A 19,712-nucleotide genomic window follows, 5' to 3' on the forward strand; every position below is an offset into this window, starting at 1 on the left:
TCCCTTCTCGTAAGCTTCTACGATTTTTCGGCGCAAGTCCAGCGAATAAAGACTCATGAGTTTTCCTGACGATAACTTCACTACACTGATAATTATATCGTGCCATTCGTTATAGGCAAAGGCTGTATTTTTGAGACTTATACCAAATTCAACAAGAATGTAAAAACCGAACATTTTCTAGGTTCAATTGTGGTTATCCCTGACGGGACAGTTAGCGGAAACATTTCTTGTTTAAAATTGGTAGATGGGCAGCAACGACTAACCACAATTTCTCTCTTACTTTGTGTCTTGAGAGATTTAGCAAAAGCTAAAAATCAAGACAAATTAGCTCGGAAGATCAACAAATTTCTTATCAATGAAGATGAAGAAGGTGATGCACTACTGAAATTAGTGCCAACCGAAAAGTATGGTGACCAGTTAGCTTACAAGAGTCTATTAAACTCTCAAGCAATGGATCAGAGTCTAGAGTCCCTGATTCCCAACGCTTATGAGCACCTGTATGAATATATTGGAGAAAAAATTGACAGCCATGATCAAGATTTCTGTGATGGAGAAAATTTTGACCTAGGGACAATTTTCACTGTTATCACCAGTGCTTTTCATGTCATTTTTATCGAACTCAGTCGAGATGAGAGTCCATACAAAATTTTTGAGAGTCTCAATGCAAAAGGTGTAGATTTAACCCAAGCAGACTTGGTGCGCAACTATATTGCAATGAGGCTGCCAAATAATTCGCAAAAAGAAGTATTTGAGAACCTTTGGCAACCTATTGAGAATCAACTACAGGAAAAGCGTGCAGTAGGGCAGTCGCGTATTGGAGAATTGACAGCTTTTTTAAGGCATTATCTGGCAATGTGGTCTGGAACTTTATGCCGAGAAGAAAGCATTTACGAACACTTTCGGGAGCGTTGTGAACAGCTAAATGATGATAGTTTTGTAGAAGAGCTAGAACGACTCAAAAAATTCTCTAGCTACTACAACAACTTGCTGCGCCCTGATCAAGACAAAAGTGACAAAGATATCTTTCAATCTTTACAGCGTCTCTCTCGGCTAGAGTTTTCGACTGCTTATCCTTTCCTATTGAACGCTTATGATGCAATGTCGCAATCACAGATATCTACTGACCAATTTTTAGTCATTCTACAAATCCTTGAGAATTACTTGGTAAGGCGCTTTATTGTTGGAGAACCATCCAACTATCAAACTACTATGTTTCCTATCCTATGGCGAGATATTGAGCGACGAGTTCATGAGGGTAATTCCCTGGAAAATTCCCTGAAAAATTCGCTTGTAGAGCGAAAATATCCTGATGACAATAAAGTTGTAGAATCAATTAGGACTCGTAGTATCTATAAATCATCATATCGAGAACGTATCTGCCTTGTCTTGGAAAGTATCAATCGATATCTGTCCTCTGGAACTGATGGATTTACAGTACTTGAGGATAAACCCAGTATCGAGCATATTCTGCCTCAAAACCCAAGTCGTGAATGGAAAGAGGAGCTGGGATTAGAATTTGATGAAACCCATAGTCAATATTTACATACACTTGGTAATTTAACTTTAGTAACTGGTAGGTGGAATATTGAGCAATCCAATCTGCCATTTGAGTTCAAAAAGCTACCGTTAGCAGATCATGCTTTGAAGTTGAATAGTAACTACTTTTCGCGATCAATTGAAAAATGGGACGCTGCTGCGATCAATGAGCGCGCACATTTTCTAAGTCAAGCATTTTTAAGAATTTGGCCATCTCTTGGAACCCCTACTACCACGATAAAAGAATTTCATGGAAAGCCAAAGTCTATTGTAATTCGAGGAGAAATTATAAATATTCCTCGTAAGACATGGAGACAGGCTCTAATTCAAGTTTCCGAGTGGATTATCACTAAGCACCCAGAAGTCTTTGAGAAGGTCAAGAATTCATCAAGTTTTATTGTCAACAATCTTGATAACAATACTGATCCCAAAAGTTGGTCTAAGCTGTCAAATGGATCATGGATTTATAACAAAAACAGTGCGCGTCGTTGTTTGGAAATTTGCCGACGTTTCCTAGAAACTGCTGGACTCCGTGATAGTGACTGGGCCATCGAAGAATCTGACTAAGGACAGAATTGATTGCAGGAAATATTGTTGAAATGCCACCTGCCGAAAAGCGCCATGCAGCTTGCGTAAATCGGTTAGTGCACTTGTTGACGGTACAACATTCAGGGACAAGCGATCGTCAGTGTGCAAAATTCGGTGCAGATGACCGACTCATTTCTCCAGCCGGATATTGCAGTGCTGCGATGGCGATCGAACTTCTATGAAGATGGCTATCCAACTTCCGCTGATGTTCAGTTGCTCATTGAAGTTGCTGACAGCACCGCTCGGTACGATCGCCAGGTCAAAGGCGCACTCTATGCCCGCGAGGCGATCGGGGACTATTGGTTAGTAGACTTGGAGCAGCGCCACTTGGAAGTTTATTGATCGCCCCGTGCTGATGGCTATGGCGATCGGCTGATTTTGCAACCTGGTGAGACGATCGCCCCGATCACCTTTCCCGATCGAATTATTGCCGTTGAGCAATGTTTTGCAGCCTTGTCTAGCCCTTGATTGGCAGTTGAATCAAAAACTCAGTTCCCTGTCCTAATTCTGACTGGACTGTCAAACTGCCGCCATGTTTTTTCTCGACAATTTGGCGGGCGATCGTTAGCCCCAATCCCGTCCCCTTGCCCACGCCCTTTGTGGTAAACAAATGGTCAAAGATCTTGGCTTGCACCTCTTCGCTAATGCCCTTGCCATTATCCCGAATTGAAATCTGCACTTGATCATCAACAACAGTTGTACTGATTGTGATGATTTGGGAATGCGCTTCTAATTCCTTGAACGATCGACCCTGCACCATTTCATCAAACACATCGATCGCGTTGGCCAGGATATTCATAAATACCTGGTTGATTTGTCCTGGAAAACACTCAACTTCTGGTATGTCTCCGTAGTCAGTTTTGACTTCGATGGCAGGCCGAAACGGATTTGCCTTGAGCCGGTATTTCAAAATCAGCACTGTGCTGTCAATACCCTCATGCAAATTAGCGCTGACCTTATATTCTGTGTCGGCACGAGAGAAAATGCGAAGGCTGGTGCTGATCGATTTGATTCGATCGGTTGCTCCCTGCATTGAGTTCAGCAACTGAGGTAAATCTTCGCAGATATATTCCAAGTCAATGTCTTCAGCGTGATCTTGAATGGGAACAACTGGATTGGGATAATGCTGCTGATAAAGCGCCAAATGTGCCAACAAGTCTTTGACGTGATCCTTGCCATTGTTAATGCTGCCATTGAGAAAGCCGATCGGGTTGTTAACTTCGTGAGCCACCCCTGCTACCAGGTTTCCGAGAGAAGCCATTTTCTCATTCTGCACCATCTGCAATTGGGACTGTTCCAATTGCTGAGCATAGGTTTGAGATTGTTGGTAAAGTCGAGCATTTTCCAAAGAAATGGCGGCTTGGCTGCAAAGGAATTTCAAAATAGTGATCCGATCGCTGGTAAACACGCCACTGGTTGATCGATTTTCCAGGTATAAAATAGACCGCACATTCCCTTGGTTAAGGATTGGCAAACACAAAACGCTCTTGGGTTGATAGCAGCTTAGGTAATCACCAATGACGGGTAAATCGGTCTCAAGATCATTGATAACAACCATCACTACCCTGTTTTTTACATATTGAATCAGCTTAATCGGAATGTCGGGGTTATCGTCTAAGGGAGTCGATTGCAATGTCACCTGCTCTGGGTTTGCCATCACTCTCACCTGCCATCGATCGCCCTCCCAAAGGATTAAGGCACATCGATCGGCTCCCGAGTTTTTCAACATCGTCTGAGCTAGGGTTTGCAGCAATTCATCCAGGGCGATCGTGCTGACCAGATTTTGAGAAACCTGTAGCAGGGCAGTGAAATCAAGCATTTGGTTAATGCTGCCGCTAGAACTCCCATGCGGAGTGGTGCGTGATGAGTCAGCCGGATCCGCGATCGTCGCTAGGGTTTCTAAAAGGGCGAAGGGTTGATTAGCCGCTTGCAGAATCGGTTGCAGTAATTGGGCGTAGCGTTGCTCTAAATCAACCACTTTGGCTTTCGCTCCCCAACGAGCATAGCCATAGTAGGCTTCCTGCATATAGCTGGCGGCAATTTTTTCCTTACCCCAATCGAGATAAAATTGCGCGGCCAATTCATGTGCTAAAGCTTCTTCTTGAATGAATCCATTGGCCTTAGCACCCGAGATCGCCCGCTCATAGCCATTAATTGCCTCCAAGAAATTGCCCAAAAATCGATGTTTTTCTGCTATCAAAAGATCCAGCTTATGCTGGTAATTCATCGGGGCATTCTCTGCCCAAGTTGATAGGCTGCTGTGGTGCTGTTCCACCAAGGCGAGTAGCTCTAATTGCTCATTTTTGGGCTTGCCGATCGCGACTGCCAAACAGGTTAACCCTCCATAAAAATGGATGGCGGGAATATGCAACATTCCAACGATGTTATCTAGATACTTCTTGACTTCATTGAGATATTCAAGGGCAAGCCCATAATCACCAAATAAATAGGCCAAGATCAATTTGTAGGTGTAAGCAATCCCAAGATCGGTCAATTGCTGATTCTGAAGATGTTGTGGAAAGATTTTTGTCTCGTCATAACTATCACCAATCAAGAGAGTGGGTTGGCGGTGTGTGACCAACAATCGTTCCAAAAACTCGCTCGTCATTTGCAAGTATGCCAGAGCATTATTTTGTTTTGACGAAGCAATAGCAGAACAGAACTGATCAACCTCTGCTTGCAGTCCAGATAATTCCTTGCCGCCATAGAAACACGCATAAAAATAGTGGGTCAAACAATAGCCTAGATATAAAAAGTCACCGGCTTCTATTCCAGCTAAATATCCCTGCTTGAGCAAAGCAGCCATGGAAGTCATTGATTCTTTCTGGTGCTGAACACAAGCAGCAAAGAAAAGAATGCTCAGGCACTTGTATGCTTTTGTATTGAGTTGATCGATTAGGGTTAAAGACGTTTTTCCCAAGCGATAGCCCCGATCGACCTGACCTAAGCCCGTGGCCAAAACCAAGCCGTAAGTAGCATAGCCAACACTTGAAACAGGTGCATTGCCAAACTGGAGCGACAAGCTCACAATCTTTGCGCAAACAAAGGGCAAAAATGCGAGTTTTGCAATAAACACCATGGGCATAATCATGCCCAGCAATTCCATGGCGGCAATTGTCTTTGGGTCGGTCATCACCGGCAAATTAACCAAATCCTCAATGACTATTCCTTCTAGCTCAGTTTCCACAGTTTGCAAGGTTTGGGCGATGAGGCTTGGTGTGATGTCGTCGGGAAACTGAACTCCCAATTCAGTGATAGCTTGGGCAGCAATAGCGATTGCCTTTGCCAATTGATTCTGAGCCGTCAACACCCTGACTTGCACCATATAAACAGGCACTTTATCCAGGACGGTCTGGGCCCGATCTAAAACCTGTTGAACTTGGGCGATCGCTCCCTCAAAATCGGCCTTTAAACAGGCTACATCCGCCGCCATTTGATGGAGTTTTAAGCTCAACTCATACTGGTTTTGCCAAGGCTCTTCTGAAAGTAGCTCCAGCCCGATCGTCACGAGGTCTTGAGCCACACCGTAAGCCGTTGCCTTTTTGGCCTTTTCAATAGCAGCAAGATTGAGTCGAATCAATGACTCTCGTTCATTTTGCTGACTTAATAGCCCATGCCCCAAATTCAAATGACCAACAATATCAAAGAGCTTCTCCTCACGCTCTGCCGCTGACAAGCGGCTTTGGAGTAACTGACCCATCTTCAGGTGAGTAACCTGTTTTTGATCTTCAGGAATCAGGGAATAAGCAGCCTGTTGCACTCGATCGTGGAAAAAACGGTATTGAATTTGCCCAGAAATCTCTTCGCCCCAGGCTTGATCAACCTGGGATGAATCACGATCCGCATAGAACTTATAAATCTTGCCCTCCGGCAAAATTAGCCCCTCTTGCAGTGCTGGCCATAGGGCTGAAGCCGCTTGAATCTCGTTTTGTTCTGAAACAATCGCCAAGGTCTTGAGGTCAAACTTAGCCCCAACACAAGCGGCAAACTTCAGTTGTGCCTGGGTGACCATGGGCAGCTTTTGGAGCTGCAAGGCCATAAACTCCACCACATCATCCGTTAAGGCTGCGTCCTGTACTTGTACTAAGTCACATTGCCAGTGACCCGCCTCCCGATCGAAGGTAATGAGACTATCTTGGTGTAGTGCCTTTAGGAATTGGGTCGCAAAAAATGGGTTGCCCTGGGTTTTTTGCATAACCAGATGGGTTAAGGGCTGCACTTTGCTGTTTGAGGCTCGGAAAGTATCAGCAATTAACTGGTTGAGACTCTCCGCACTTAAGGGGCCGAGGGTGAGAGTTGCCAGGGAAACATGGGCCTCTTCTAGGGCTTTTACTGTGATTAAAAAGGGATGGCCGGGCAATACTTCATTATCTCGATAGGCTCCCAAAACCAAGAGACATTGGGAATGGGAATGAGCTTCCGTTAGCAGACTTTGCATCAATCCCAAAGAAGTTGAATCAGCCCATTGCAAATCATCGATAAAAATGACAAGGGGATGGTCTGATTTTGCAAACACTTGAATGAAACTTTGAAACAAACGGTTAAAGCGATTTTGGGCCGCTTCGCCAGATAGTTCTGGAGCGGGTAACTGTGGCCCAATGACTTGTTCCAACTCAGGAATGAGATCAATCAGAACCTGACCATTGTTACCCACGGCTTCCAGAATGTTGGACTTCCATTGGGCTAATTGCGCATCAGATTCTGACAAAAGCTGTCCCATCAGGTCGCGCAGTGCTTGTACAAACGCAAAGAGAGGAATATTGCGATTAAATTGATCAAATTTGCCCTTAATGAAATAGCCTTTTTTCTGGGTAATTGGCTTGTGAACTTCATTAACAACAGCGGTTTTACCAATTCCAGAAAACCCAGCTACTAGCATCAGTTCCGAACTGCCTTGAGCAACCCGATCAAAGGCTTTCAGGAGTGCTTGAACCTCAGTTTCGCGGCCGTAGAGTTTTTCAGGAATGAGAAAGCGATCGCTTAAATCCCGTTGACCCAATTCAAAATCAGCAACCTTGCCTGTTTCTTGCCACTGGTCCAGGCATTGTTGTAAGTCATGTTTTAGTCCCAAGGCACTTTGATAGCGATCCTCAGCATTTTTGGCAATTAATCTAGAAACGATCGCTCCCACAATTGCTGGAATGGCTGGATTGATTTGCTCAAGGGGCGCGGGCACTTTGGCAATATGACAATGCACCAGCTCCATTGGGTCATCTGACGCAAACGGCAACTGGCCGCTGAATAGTTGATATAAGGTCACCCCCAAGGCATAAAAATCAGCACGGTAGTCAATCCCTCGGTTCATGCGTCCGGTTTGCTCCGGCGCAAGATAAGTAAGGGTTCCTTCAAGAACATTCGGATTCTGAATTTCCTGTGTCTCTTTGGGCAATAGGGACGCGATGCTAAAGTCAATGAGTTTGATTTGTTTGGATTCTGGATGAATTAGAATATTGGCTGGCTTAATATCTTTATGAATGACTCGTTGTTGATGCAGACCATGAAGAATAGTGGTCAATTGCAGGGCAATGGTTAGCACATCACCTAAGCTGAGTTGTTGTTGCTGACAATATTGCTGAAGGGAAATGCTGCCACAGTCTTCCATGATCAGGACATAGCTATTGCCAATCGGCTCTAAACCTAAAGGCTTCACAATTCCTGGAACATCAAGATTTTGAGTGATATTGTACTGATTTCGAAATTGAATTAATTCGCCGAAGGTGGGATAGCTTGAATGTAGGAATTTCAGAATAACTATTTGCTGATTCTGATGCTGCACGGCACGATAAACGGATGTGCGTGACCCACGGTGAATCTGCTCAACAATTCTATAGCCAGGAACCTCAGGAAAGGAATTGATTGAAGAAGCGTTCAGTGAAGTCATCTGAATTTATCCGTTATTGAGCTTTGTTAGAACTTAGGTTGATTGTTTTTTCAATCAACTAAGGTATCCAGCTTAGCAAGTTCTTTCTGTAAGATGCCAATCTTAATGTTTGGGCTGAGGGCGATGACGATCGCCTGATTTTGTAACTTGGTGAACCGATCGCCCCGATCGCCTTTTTTAATCGCACGCTTATTATTGAACATTGTTTTGCAGTGTTTTCTCACTAATTGTGAATAAGCTTGGGCGATCGCCCCTGGTGGTTTCTAGAATGGGAATCGTAGCCTTGGGAGTTGGCGGCAATGGGGCGATTAGCGCGGTGGCAGTGGGCGGTGTTGGTGCTGCCGTTGGTGGTGATGGTGGGGGTGGTGCTGTGGGCGGCTGGCTCTCAGTTGCATGCTTGGGGTTTGAGTTGGATTTGGGGACTGTTTACCCTGATGCTGGTGGGCTGGCGTTGGTTGCTGGTGCGCTGGACAAAATCCATGGTGGGGCAAGTGGAAGCGGCGATCGCTTCGGCGGGGCTGGCGGACTGGGAACAGCGGGGCGATCACGTCGCGGTGCCGGTGAATGAAGGCGCGTTGGCGCGGGCGGAATTGGCCTTAACGGAACTGCTGCAAGCTTCCCAAAACGACCCGGCCCCTTGGGAGGATTGGGATCAGTTTTGGCAGCGTTGTTTGAGCTTAACGACGGCGGTGGCTCGAGCCTATTACCCGGAGGCTAGCTATCCCTTACTCAGTATTTATGTGCCCCAGGCCTATCGGTTAATGCGGGGGACAGTGGATGATTTGGATCGCTGGATGCAGCAACTGGAGCCGGTTTTGGGCCAGGTGACCGTGGGCCAAGCCTACGAGACCTATACGCTGTATCAAAAGCTGGAGCCTTCCGTGCGTAAGGCGTTTCGGGCCTGGCAGTGGGCCCAGTGGTTTTTGAATCCAGTGGCGGCGGCGGCTCGAACCGCCACTCAAGGCTCCAGCAATCGAGCCGATCGCGCCCTGTTGGCGAATTTGGGGCAAGTGTTGCGGGAAACGGCTTTGCGGAATTTGGCGCGCCAGGCGATCGCCCTGTACGGTGGGGCCGGGTTACCGCCGGAAAATTTTGCCCCGATCGCCTCACCCATCCCCAAAGCCCAAACCCAAACCCTGCAAGCCTTGATTGCCCAAGCGGAACCGGAAGAGGCGATCGCCACCGCCGTGGTGAATGTGTTGTTGTTGGGGCGAACGGGGGCCGGCAAAAGCAGCCTGGTGAATGGGCTGTTTGCGGCGGAGTTGGCGGAAACGGATGTGTTGCCCAACACCGATCGGGTGGTGAGCTATGAGTGGGTGGCCGCCACGGGCGATCGGTTGCGGTTGTGGGACTCACCGGGCTATGAACAGGCGGGTAACCCAACGGCCGGAGAGCAGGCTCGGGCGGCCGCTCGGGCCGCAGACTTGATCCTGTTGGTGACTCCAGCGCTGGATCCGGCACTACAGATGGATTTGGACTGTTTGCGAGATTTGCAAACCGCTGGGGTAACGGCTCCGGTGATTGGGGTAATTTCCCAGGTGGATCGCTTGCGGCCCCTGCGAGAGTGGCAACCGCCCTACGACTGGCTGGGGGGCGATCGACCCAAGGAGCAATCGATGCGGGAAGCTGTGCAATATCGCGCCGAGTTGCTGGGGGCCCATTGCGATCGATTCTTGCCTGTGGTGCTGGGAGAGCGGGGGCCTTGGGGGCTGGAAACCCTTTCCCTGGCGTTACTCGAGGCGATCGGCCCAGCCCAGGAACTTCGCTTGGCCCGCTTCCTACGCGATCGGGAAGCCCGCGCCACGGCCGCCGCTCGCATCATCGATAAATATGTGTTCCAGATGTCCACCGCCCAAGGGCTGGCCCTGTTTCTCAAAAGCCCCGTTCTGCAACTCATTTCGCGGGTGATGACCGGCTCTCCAACCCTGGCCTATCTGCTGGCCGAGCGCATCCCGATCGAGCAATTGCCCTTGGTGGTTGGTAAATTGCAACTGGCCTACGACCTGTTTAGCCTACTGCAACCAACAGCCAGCTTGGACGGCGAAGCGCGATCGCGCAATTTGGATTGGTTGTCCCTGTGGCCGCTGGTGACCGACAACGATCAGCCACCGGAGCAGGAAGCCTGGGCCTTGGGCCATGCCCTGGTGGAACATTGGAGCCAAGAAACCCCGGTCAATACCCTGCGCGATCGGGTGCAGTTCTATCGCCAAGCGCGATTGGTCTAGGCAAAATCGGCCTAGAACCGCTGGAACGGGCGATCGCAGCAGATAAATCTCCATGGCGAAGGAACGCGCCTTGACCCGAACGGAGTCGGAATTTCGCGCTAATCGCATCCCTGCTGCTTTTTGGCGAAAAATTGAGCAAAATCAATTCAGAACTTTAACGCACCATTGATCGGCTGCTAAGGCGGGAGATTAATTTGTGATGATGCATTATCGAAACTTTAACTACAAGTATCACAAATTTACGGCGGCCATTCAGATCATCCGTTAACATTGGAGAAGACTTGGTGCTATTTGCACATTTTGCAACTCAAATTTAAATTTCTAATCCTCTGGTGCTCTTTATAAATACTTAATCTGATGCAGATATTCATAGTTATGGTCTGCCCTGGGCTGATTGTTTGATGTTTAGTGTTTGGGTAACTCGCTAAGAGCGATTCCTAAGCAGATGTCTGAAAAGCCATAGCTACTCCTTTCAGGTTTCATCGCAAACAAGGGGCTTAAGCCCCTTGCCTTCGTGATGATTGGTGCTTGGCAAATAATCCAAGACGCTTTTCAGACATCCACTCAACAAGATTGCTAATTTTCTTTCCATTCAACAACTGACTGTCATGTCAAACCAGTTTCTTGGCATCACTGAAAAACTCAGTTTCCTGATTCAGCAAACTCCCTTAGCACTGATTGAATGGAACCAAGATTTCTGTGTCATCAGTTGGAACCCGGCTGCCGAAAAAATCTTTGGTTATTCTGCGGAAGAAATCTATCTGCAACCGGTTAGCCGGATTGTGTCGCCAACCATTCAAACGACCCTCAAGCCCTTGATGGTGGCCCTGCTAGAGGAGCGCAAAACGGTTGTTTATCAAAATGAAAATCTCCGCAAAGACGGCAGCACCATTATTTGTGAATGGATTAACACGCCGGTTTTTGATGACGAAGGCCGGATGCTATCCATTTACTCGATCGCCCAGAATGTGACCGATCGGGTGACGGCCGAACGACGTTTGCAAGAATCCGAGGCTCAGCTCTTAGAAAAGTCCACGACCCTCGAGCAGGTGGTGGAACAGCTTCAGCAAGCGCAAATTCAACTGGTGCAAAGTGAAAAAATGTCAGCCCTGGGGAATTTGGTCGCCGGGGTCGCCCATGAAATTAATAATCCTTTGGGGTTTTTAAAGGGCAATATTCGCCCAGCATTGGAGCACCTGGAGGATCTGTTTGCCCTGTTAGATGCCTATGCGGAACATCACCCCAATCCCCATCAGCAGGTACAGCAACTCATTGAAGAAGTTGATTTAGAATTTATTCGCCAGGACTTGCCCAAGCTTTTGGAATCAATGAATCAAGGAATTGATCGCATTAAAACAATTAGTGATAGCTTAAGGACTTTCTCGCGCTTAGATAGTGAATATCCAGTTAGTTTTGACTTGCAAGATGGATTGGATAGCACAATTTTATTACTAAAACATCGCCTGAAATCCCATGATCATCGGCCAGCCATTCAGGTCATTAAAAATTATGGTGATGTGCCTGAAGTGGAATGTTTTGCCGGTCAACTGAATCAGGTGTTTATGAATTTGCTGGCTAATGCGATCGATGAACTGGATGAAGCTTGCCGCGATCACAGCTTCCAGGAACTAAGCGAACATCCACCCCAAATCATCATCACCACTGCCCTAGCTGCGGATCAAAAATCGGTTCACCTATCCATCCAGGACAATGGGCGCGGCATTGCTGAGGAGCTGCAAAGCCAGATTTTTGAGCATTTATTTACAACTAAATTGGTGGGCAAAGGAACTGGCTTGGGCTTAACCCTGTCTCGACAAGTGATTGAAGAAAAGCATGGCGGTCGATTGTGGTTGGAGTCCCAGTTAGGGGTGGGCACAACCTTTATGATTGAGTTGCCGCTGGTTTGTGTAGATAGGAGTTAGGATTGAGCGTCATTGGTCAGGAAGTTGCATCGCTGCAACTTGGGATGCAACTGGAATCGATGCGGATCGCATCGATCGCCCTGTCGGTGGCGGGTAGTCGGCATCGGCGGGCGGCGGAACCTTGCCAAGATGCCAGTGGTTGGGCCTTGGGCGATCGGGCAGGATTTGCGGTGGTGGCCGATGGAGCCGGATCGGCCAGTGCCTCCGATCTGGGGGCCCAGGTGGCGGTGGAAACGGTTTTAACGCTGTTACCCCGTTGGCAGCGGCAGCGATCGCCCCGATCGTTGGCGGATTGGTTGCCGTTGTTGCGGGCGGTGGTGCGGGCGGCTCGGTGGGCGGTCGATCGGGCAGCACGCGATCGGGATTTGGCCTTGCGAGAGTTGGCTTGCACCTTGGTGGTGACGGTGGCCTTACCAACGGGATTGGCGATCGCCCAAATTGGCGATGGGGCGGTGGTGATTCAAGATGCCCAGGGTAATTGGCAAACGCTCACGCAGCCGGAACAGGGCGAATTTGCCAACGAAACCCGATTTTTGCAGGAGCTAGGGGCCGCCCGATCGCCTCAGTTGGTCACTTGGCTCGGTGATTGGCAGTCTCTCGCGCTATTTTCCGATGGTTTGCAGCGCTTGGCCTTGCAAGAACCCGATCAATCGCCTTTTCAGCCCTTTTTTCAGCCGTTGTTTCGGTTTTTAGCCCAAAACCAAGACCTGACCGTCGTGATCGATCGGCTGCGGGCGTTTTTGGAGTCCGATCGAATCGCCCAGCGCACCGATGATGATGTCACACTAATTTTGGTTCAACGTTTGGCTGATTGAACCGAAGCATCATCCCAAAAACAAGCCCAAAAGCAATCCCAAGAACACTCTCAAAAACAATCTTAAAACTGGCTATGCAACCGGATTTGCCCCCCAACTCCAATCCTCCAACGGCTCCCCGATCGCCCGATCGGCTCCTGCAAGCGACCCAGTGGATCGTGCTAGGGGCCATTGCCCTGGCTTGGGTTGGCCCGGCCTTCAGCCCCAGCGCCGAACCCACCTCCGAAACCCCCAAACCGGCGATCGAACAGGGGCGTTAGGGCGTGTTTGGTCGCAAAACTGGGGAGCAAGGCACGGATTTTCTGAGTCGTTGGGTCAGCGGCGTTGCGCCCACCGCTGGCGAGCCAGGGCCAAGGCGATCGCTGTGGAGTCGTTGGCAGCGATCGGCTCTGGCCTTGGGGGCTGGGGTGGTGATGGGGCTGGGGCCGGAGCCGGTGGGCTGGTGGCCGCTCCCCTGGGTGGCGATCGCCCCACTGTGGTGGTTGCTGGCAAACCCAACGCTCAATTGGCGCGATCGACTTGGTTTGGGCTGGCTTTGGGGTTTGGGCTACAACCTCGTGGCGGTATTTTGGCTCACGGGCCTACATCCCATGATGTGGCTGGGAGTCTCCTGGGCCACCAGCCTCACCATTGCCTTGGTGTGCTGGTTGGTGGCGGCCGGTTGGGCCGGGTCACAGGTCGCCTGCTGGGCGGTGGGGTTTGGGCTGCTACACCGCAGATTGGCGGGGCGATCGGCCGGCGGACGCTGGGCGCTGGGCCTGGCCCTGTGGTTGGTGACGGAATGGCTCTGGAACCAATCTCCCTTGGCTTGGACGGGATTGGGCCTGACCCAAGCGCCTCATAACTTAGCGATTTTGCACTTGGGTCAACTGTCTGGCCCCGCCCTGGTAACGGCGGTGATTGTGGGGGTGAATGGAGCCTGGGCAGAAGCTTGGTTGACCCATCGGCGGCGTTGGTGGGCCGGGGCGATCGCGCTGTTGCTGTTGGGCCATGGCTTGGGGGCCGCTTTGGCTGCCCAGCCCTTAGCCGATCGCCCCGCTGCGGCCCTGACGATCGGGGTAATCCAAGGCAACATTCCCAACGATCTGAAATTTGGCTCCGAGGGTTGGCGCAGGGCCCTCACGGGCTATCAACGAGGCTATGAAACCCTGGCGGCGGCGGGCGTTGACGGCGTGCTGATTCCCGAAACGGCCTTGCCAATGGTCTGGACGGCAGAAGCCACCCGCGATCGACGTAATGAATTCCTGTCGGCAGTGCTCGATCGGGCTGTGCCCGTGTGGTTGGGCCTGTTTGCGCCCGATCGCCAGCAACCCGATCGCCTCACCAACAGCCTCATTTCCCTCGATCGCACCGGAAAAGCCGTGGGTCGCTATGACAAAGTGCGCCTTGTGCCCCTGGGGGAATATATTCCCTTTGAGTCTGTGATCGGCGGCTTCATCGATCGCCTATCGCCACTGGACACCAAATTGGCCCTCGGCCAGCCAAACCAGCGCCTCAACACTCCCTTTGGCCAAGCGATCGCCTTGATTTGCTATGACTCAGCCCATGCGGAATTGGCGCGATCGCAGGCAGCCAGCGGCGGGCAATTCATCCTCTCGGCAGCCAACAACGCCCATTACCGGCCCACGATGTTTGCCCAACACCACGCCCAAGACGTGATGCGGGCGATCGAAACCGATCGATGGGTGGCCCGCGCCGCCAACACCGGCTATTCCGCCTTCATCGATCCCCACGGAGTCACCCACTGGCGATCGCGCCCCAACGTCTATGAACTCCATGCCACCGAAATCTATCGCCGCACCCAGCAAACACCCTACGTCCGTTGGGGCGATTGGCTCACACCCCTGGCTGTTCCCTTGGCCTTGGCGGTGAGCTGGAGGTTGCGGAATGCTGGTGCATCCTTGCCCGATCGCTAGGGACAATTCGCCCAGCGGAGCCAGCAATTTCCCCTGTCCCAATGCTCTGTGCCAACCCCACAATCAGCGGGTTTATTGGGATCGGCTAAAAATTTGCCACATGATGAATAGTGTGAATCCCACATAGCCAATCACCGTGGCCCAATCCATCCAATGGTCGCCCATGGTTGACTCCGAAACAGGTTAGGAAGGTGGTCAGCAATTCAGGGGTTAGGATTAACGCTTGATTAGCGCTTTTTATTTTTGCTCATCCACTCTTCAACAAAATTGGTATAAACTTCGCCACCAATAAACTCTGGCGATTCCATGATTTTTTGGTGAAAACCGATCGTGGTGTTCACCCCGGTGATGGCACATTCGCGCAGGGCACGCTTCATCCGGGCGATCGCGCTGGAGCGATCGGGGCCCCAAACAATCAATTTGCCAATCAAAGAATCGTAGTAGGCCGGAATTTCATAATCGGGATAAACGTGGGAATCGATCCGCACCCCCGGGCCACCCGGCGGCAAATAGGCCCCAATTCGACCGGGGCAAGGGCGGAAATTTTGATCGGGATCTTCCGCATTAATTCGACATTCGATCGCATGGCCGCGCAACTGAACCTGATCTTGGGTGAGGCGCAGTTTTTCCCCTTGGGCAATCCGCAATTGTTCAGCGATCAAATCCAGGCCGCAAACCATTTCCGTGACTGGATGTTCAACCTGAATGCGGGTGTTCATTTCCATAAAATAGAAATTGCCCGATCGATCCACCAGAAACTCCACCGTTCCTGCGCCCACATAGTCGATCGACTTGGCCGCTGCCACGGCCGCACTGCCCATTTTTTCCCGCAACTCCGGATTCAACACAGGGCTAGGCGCTTCTTCCAGGAGCTTTTGGTGGCGGCGCTGAATTGAACAATCCCGCTCACCCAGGTGGATCACGTTGCCATGGCTGTCGGCCAAAATTTGGAACTCAATATGCCGCGGCCGTTCAATGAACTTCTCGATGTAGAGGCCCGGGTTGCCAAAGGCCGCTTCCGCTTCCCCTTGGGCTGCTTGGAACAGCTTGGGCAACTCTTCGGCACTGCGCACCAAACGCATTCCACGACCGCCACCGCCCGCCGTGGCCTTAATCATCACGGGATAGCCAATCTCATTGGCCAACTCCAGGGCCGCTTCCTCGTTCTGCACCAGTCCTTCGCTGCCGGGAACCGTGGGCACGCCGGCCCGTTGCATGGTTTCCTTGGCGGTGGACTTGTCGCCCATGGCCCGAATCGCGGCCGGCGAGGGGCCAATGAAGGCAATTTGGTGATCGTTACAAATCTCGACAAATTTTGCGTTTTCTGCCAAAAAACCGTAACCCGGGTGAATGGCTGTGGCGTTGTGGGTCAGAGCGGCAGCGATGATGTTGGGAATGTTCAGGTAGCTTTTGCTGCTGGCTGCGTCGCCGATGCAAACGGCTTCGTCGGCAAGCTGTACGTGCAGGGCTTGTCGATCGGCGGTGGAGTGAACAGCCACGGTGGAAATTCCCAGTTCTTCGCAGGCTCGGATCACCCGAACGGCGATTTCTCCACGGTTGGCAATCAGGACTTTTGAAAAGCGCATTGTCGTACGATCGCAGGTGGGGCGCGGTAGCCAATCCTATCATCGTGGGTGGCCTGCGGGCGATCGGGCGGCGGAGTCTGGGGAAATCGGGCCGAGGGTGGCGCTTGTGCTGGATCCTTTGGGATCTCGTTCAATCTCGGCTCAAGATTTGGCTCAATCAATATCTGGATTTGGCTCAGTATTTGGCATTTGGCTCAAGATTTAGCTCGATGCTCGATACCGCTTGAATTTGACCCCGATTGAATTTGATTCAGTATCTAGCCCAATTCTTCGATCTTGGCTCCAGCACCATCCCAATCTGCATCCCGATGTGTATCCCGATCTGCATGAATCTGTTGATGAACCTCAGCCAAGGCTCAACAAAACGATCGAAGAATGCTATACTGCTACGGCTGGTTTGACGGGTAACAGTGATTTGCCCCCGACATCCTCAGTTGGGTTCAGCAATATCTCCAAAAATTCACACCAGCATCATCAGTGAATCACCTGCGGATGTGGCGGAATTGGTATACGCGCACGTTTGAGGGGCGTGTGGCTTTGCCTTGCGGGTTCGAGTCCCGCCATCCGCATCGAATTCTAGATTGGACTTCATCCAGAGCATTTTGAAACCTGGCTTGAGCGTCCTCAGCTCATAACCTGCGACCGGATCATTGATTTTCAGTGATCCGGTTTTTCATAGTCTCAGGTTCAGAGTTGTGGCTCAAGATTGCGACTCAAGGATTGCGACTCAGGCTCTCGATAGGATGAACGGGACTCTCAAATCGATCGAGACCCGCCGCGTCCTTAAATTCCAGAAATTCCAGGGGAGATGCTGAAAGCCGCATCACGAGGGCGGCGCTTCAGTCCCTTTTCTTTAGGTGAGTGTTAGGATCGAGAAAAGTTAAGAAATGCAAAGACCTTGACTGCTAGCGTTACTGATCGACAAGCGGATTTATCTGCACCTCAGCCCCCCGTCGATCGCCCCTCGATCGAGCTGGGATCCCATGGGGATTGGCATCGGCTGAAACCCACCTGGCAAGGGGATGAAACCGTTGTGCAGCAGGGCTTACCTCACCATTTTTTGGCTCCCCCTTGGCAAATGTTGTTGTTGGGAGATGGGTCACCCACTCGCCACCTGCAATTGCTGACGGGAGAACCAACCGAGGTGGATGTGATTGATATGTCGGTGGTGGGGCCGGCGGGAGACGGGGCCCCAGAGGCGATCGAAATGGTTCCGGGGCCGCGATTACGTCGCCAGGTTTGGTTACGGACGGCTTCCGGTCAGCGGTTGGCCTATGCCACGTCTTGGTGGGAAGCCAGCCATGTGGATGAGTATTTGCAAAATCGATCGCTGCCCATTTGGGCCAGTCTGGCTCGGTTGCGTACGGAACTTTACCGCGATGTGCGGGGAATTTGTTACGGACGATCGGCGGCCCTAGAGGCCGCGTTTGGAGAGTCAGGGCCGCTCTGGGGGCGACATTACCTGTTTTGGCATCGAAATCAGCCCCTCACGCTGATTTTTGAGGTTTTTTCCCCCTATCTCCAGCGCTACTTGGGGCCGATCGCCCGCCAGTAGTGGCAATGATTGCAATGTGATGATCGGATTGCAATGTAACGATCGCTAATGATCGATAGTGTTGGCCAGCTCGCGTGTGATGAAGGGCAGGTCGATCGCGTCGGTGGGGCAATGGTCAATCATGACGCTTAAGCCCGCGCCGCCTACTTTGGTGCGCAAATAGCCCAGCCCGATCGCCCCGTTTTCGGTGGCCACACAACTGGTGAGGGTTCCCACTTTCTGATCCGCTTGCAAAATCGGACAGGGGGTGGCGATCACCCGAGGCAGTCGAAATCCCCAAAGGTTCAACTTTACGCCGTTGTAGGTGTTCAGGCGGGCGATCGTTTCTTGGCCGATGTAGCAGCCTTTGTTAAAGGAAACGGCTGTCCATAGCCCTGCTTCTAGAGGGTTGTAATCTTCCGTCAACTCATGCCCCACCGCCGGTCGCCCTTCGGTGATCCGCAACTGTTCCCAGGTCTGTTCGCCCAGGGGAACGGCTCCCGCTTGGGCGATCGCCTGCCACAGGTCACCGGCTTGATCGTTGCTCACCCAAAGGGTATAGCCATCGGTGGCCAGACCGCTGCCCCGTTGCACCCGCACGGTCACATCCTGAGCCAGGATCATGGTTTGGTGGGCAAAGGGTTCCAGGGCTGAAATTTCGTCAAGGGCCGCCCCCAACTGTTGCAAACAAAGGTCACTTTGGGGCCCCAAAAGACTGAAAGTTGCGAATTGACCGCTGATATCCGTGAGGGCGACCCGATCGGCGGGGAAGATGTAGCGATCGAGCCAGCGAAACAGGGTTGGCCCCATCCCCGGCGACACTAATAAATCCAGCGCTTCCGCCGTTACCGCCATCATGGCCAAGTCCAGGGTGCGAGCGGTGGAAGTCACCAACACGGTTTGGCAACCCTGGCCCGGTTGCAGAGTTTTGATGTTGGCGGTGCTTTGGTTATGTAAAAACGAGGCTCGATCGTCCCCTGTTAATTGCAACAGGGCCCAGTGCGATCGATCCACCAGGGCCACCCCCGTCGTGATCGCCGCGATCGCCGCTGGATCGTTGCCGAAATGGGCGGGCACTTGCCCCTCGGCCACGGCGGGATCCCATACTGCTCCCATCTGCTGTTGTGCGTCTTGCAGGGTTACCATCGTTCAGAACTGCTCTCAATATTGCTCAACGGTTTTGTATGCCATGGATGCCTTAGGCCTAGCGACCGGGCGATCTCATCTTCTGTATCTCTTCTGTATCAATGTGCCTGGTTTGGGCCAGACCTGCATCGGGAGATTTGCCTTGGAGTGCCCGATCGCGCCGCTCCAAACCCTAGCGCAAAGCTGCCAACTCGGGCCAATGCTCCACCGTACTAGTCATGGTCAGAATGGCCGAACCCGTTTCAAATTAATAGGCCTCTTATATCAATCACGCTCCTGATCCTAAGTCTCTCTTCAAGATTGCTGATTAACTGACAAAACGCTCAAACGCTTGGTTCTTCGGTAGTTCTCCGGTAGGTTGGGTTGAGCTTTGCGAAACCCAACTCGATCACCAAAAACCTTGCTGTTGTTGGGTTTCGTACCTCAAACCAACCTACAAAATAATCGTTGATCAGCCGATCTTGAGAAAAGGGTTTTTCGTGAAAGAGGTCTATTGTCCCCAGCGATTCCAGTTGAAAGACAGTTAGATAGAGACAGTTAAGCTGAGAGTCAGTTTGCTGCTC

11 protein-coding genes and 1 tRNA gene are annotated in these 19,712 nt (G+C 51.1%); 9 read left to right on the forward strand and 3 right to left on the reverse strand.

Annotated features, from left to right (window positions below; genetic code table 11):
- Positions 1-99: 99 nt before the first annotated feature.
- Complete coding sequence (locus VPK24_RS17325; RefSeq protein WP_393015256.1) at positions 100-2,103, forward strand: DUF262 domain-containing protein; 2,004 nt, start codon at positions 100-102, stop codon at positions 2,101-2,103.
- Between the two features lie 114 nt (positions 2,104-2,217).
- The gene (locus VPK24_RS17330) at positions 2,218-2,466 is read left to right on the forward strand and encodes a Uma2 family endonuclease (protein ID WP_393015351.1); all 249 of its coding nucleotides are present in this window, start codon (positions 2,218-2,220) and stop codon (positions 2,464-2,466) included.
- Positions 2,467-2,581: 115 nt separating this feature from the next.
- Here VPK24_RS17330 and VPK24_RS17335 read toward each other — a convergent pair whose 3' ends face one another.
- A complete protein-coding gene (locus tag VPK24_RS17335; RefSeq protein ID WP_393015258.1) occupies positions 2,582-8,005 on the reverse strand; it encodes a trifunctional serine/threonine-protein kinase/ATP-binding protein/sensor histidine kinase in 5,424 nt (1,807 codons plus the stop codon).
- A 299-nt stretch (positions 8,006-8,304) separates the two neighbouring features.
- Here VPK24_RS17335 and VPK24_RS17340 point away from each other — a divergent pair, with 299 nt between their 5' ends.
- The 5 genes from VPK24_RS17340 to lnt all read left to right on the forward strand — a co-directional run bounded on the left by VPK24_RS17340 (position 8,305) and on the right by lnt (position 14,883).
- Positions 8,305-10,230 (forward strand): GTPase family protein, encoded by a 1,926-nt coding sequence (locus VPK24_RS17340; RefSeq protein WP_393015260.1) that lies wholly within the window; start codon positions 8,305-8,307, stop codon positions 10,228-10,230.
- Positions 10,231-10,838: 608 nt separating this feature from the next.
- A complete protein-coding gene (locus VPK24_RS17345; protein WP_393015262.1) occupies positions 10,839-12,152 on the forward strand; it encodes a PAS domain-containing sensor histidine kinase in 1,314 nt (437 codons plus the stop codon).
- 59 nt (positions 12,153-12,211) lie between these two features.
- A complete protein-coding gene (locus VPK24_RS17350) occupies positions 12,212-12,967 on the forward strand; it encodes a PP2C family serine/threonine-protein phosphatase (protein WP_393015264.1) in 756 nt (251 codons plus the stop codon).
- Between the two features lie 74 nt (positions 12,968-13,041).
- On the forward strand, positions 13,042-13,227 hold the full coding sequence (locus VPK24_RS17355) for a hypothetical protein (RefSeq protein ID WP_393015266.1): 186 nt from the start codon (positions 13,042-13,044) through the stop codon (positions 13,225-13,227).
- A gap of 3 nt (positions 13,228-13,230) precedes the next feature.
- Positions 13,231-14,883 (forward strand): apolipoprotein N-acyltransferase, encoded by a 1,653-nt coding sequence (lnt, locus tag VPK24_RS17360; protein WP_393015268.1) that lies wholly within the window; start codon positions 13,231-13,233, stop codon positions 14,881-14,883.
- A 227-nt stretch (positions 14,884-15,110) separates the two neighbouring features.
- Here lnt and accC read toward each other — a convergent pair whose 3' ends face one another.
- Entirely contained in the window at positions 15,111-16,469 is a 1,359-nt protein-coding gene (gene accC / locus VPK24_RS17365) for an acetyl-CoA carboxylase biotin carboxylase subunit (RefSeq protein WP_393015270.1), read from the reverse strand.
- 488 nt (positions 16,470-16,957) lie between these two features.
- Here accC and VPK24_RS17370 point away from each other — a divergent pair.
- Positions 16,958-17,038 (forward strand) — tRNA-Leu (locus VPK24_RS17370).
- Positions 17,039-17,436: 398 nt separating this feature from the next.
- The gene (locus VPK24_RS17375) at positions 17,437-18,024 is read left to right on the forward strand and encodes a chorismate lyase (RefSeq protein WP_393015353.1); all 588 of its coding nucleotides are present in this window, start codon (positions 17,437-17,439) and stop codon (positions 18,022-18,024) included.
- 45 nt (positions 18,025-18,069) lie between these two features.
- Here VPK24_RS17375 and ygfZ read toward each other — a convergent pair whose 3' ends face one another.
- Positions 18,070-19,149: a CAF17-like 4Fe-4S cluster assembly/insertion protein YgfZ gene (gene ygfZ, locus VPK24_RS17380; protein ID WP_393015272.1), complete on the reverse strand. Its 1,080-nt coding sequence runs from the start codon at positions 19,147-19,149 to the stop codon at positions 18,070-18,072.
- Between the last annotated feature and the right edge of the window lie 563 nt (positions 19,150-19,712).

It is taken from the genome of Limnothrix redekei LRLZ20PSL1, assembly GCF_043235035.1.
GTDB lineage: Bacteria > Cyanobacteriota > Cyanobacteriia > CACIAM-69d > CACIAM-69d > CACIAM-69d.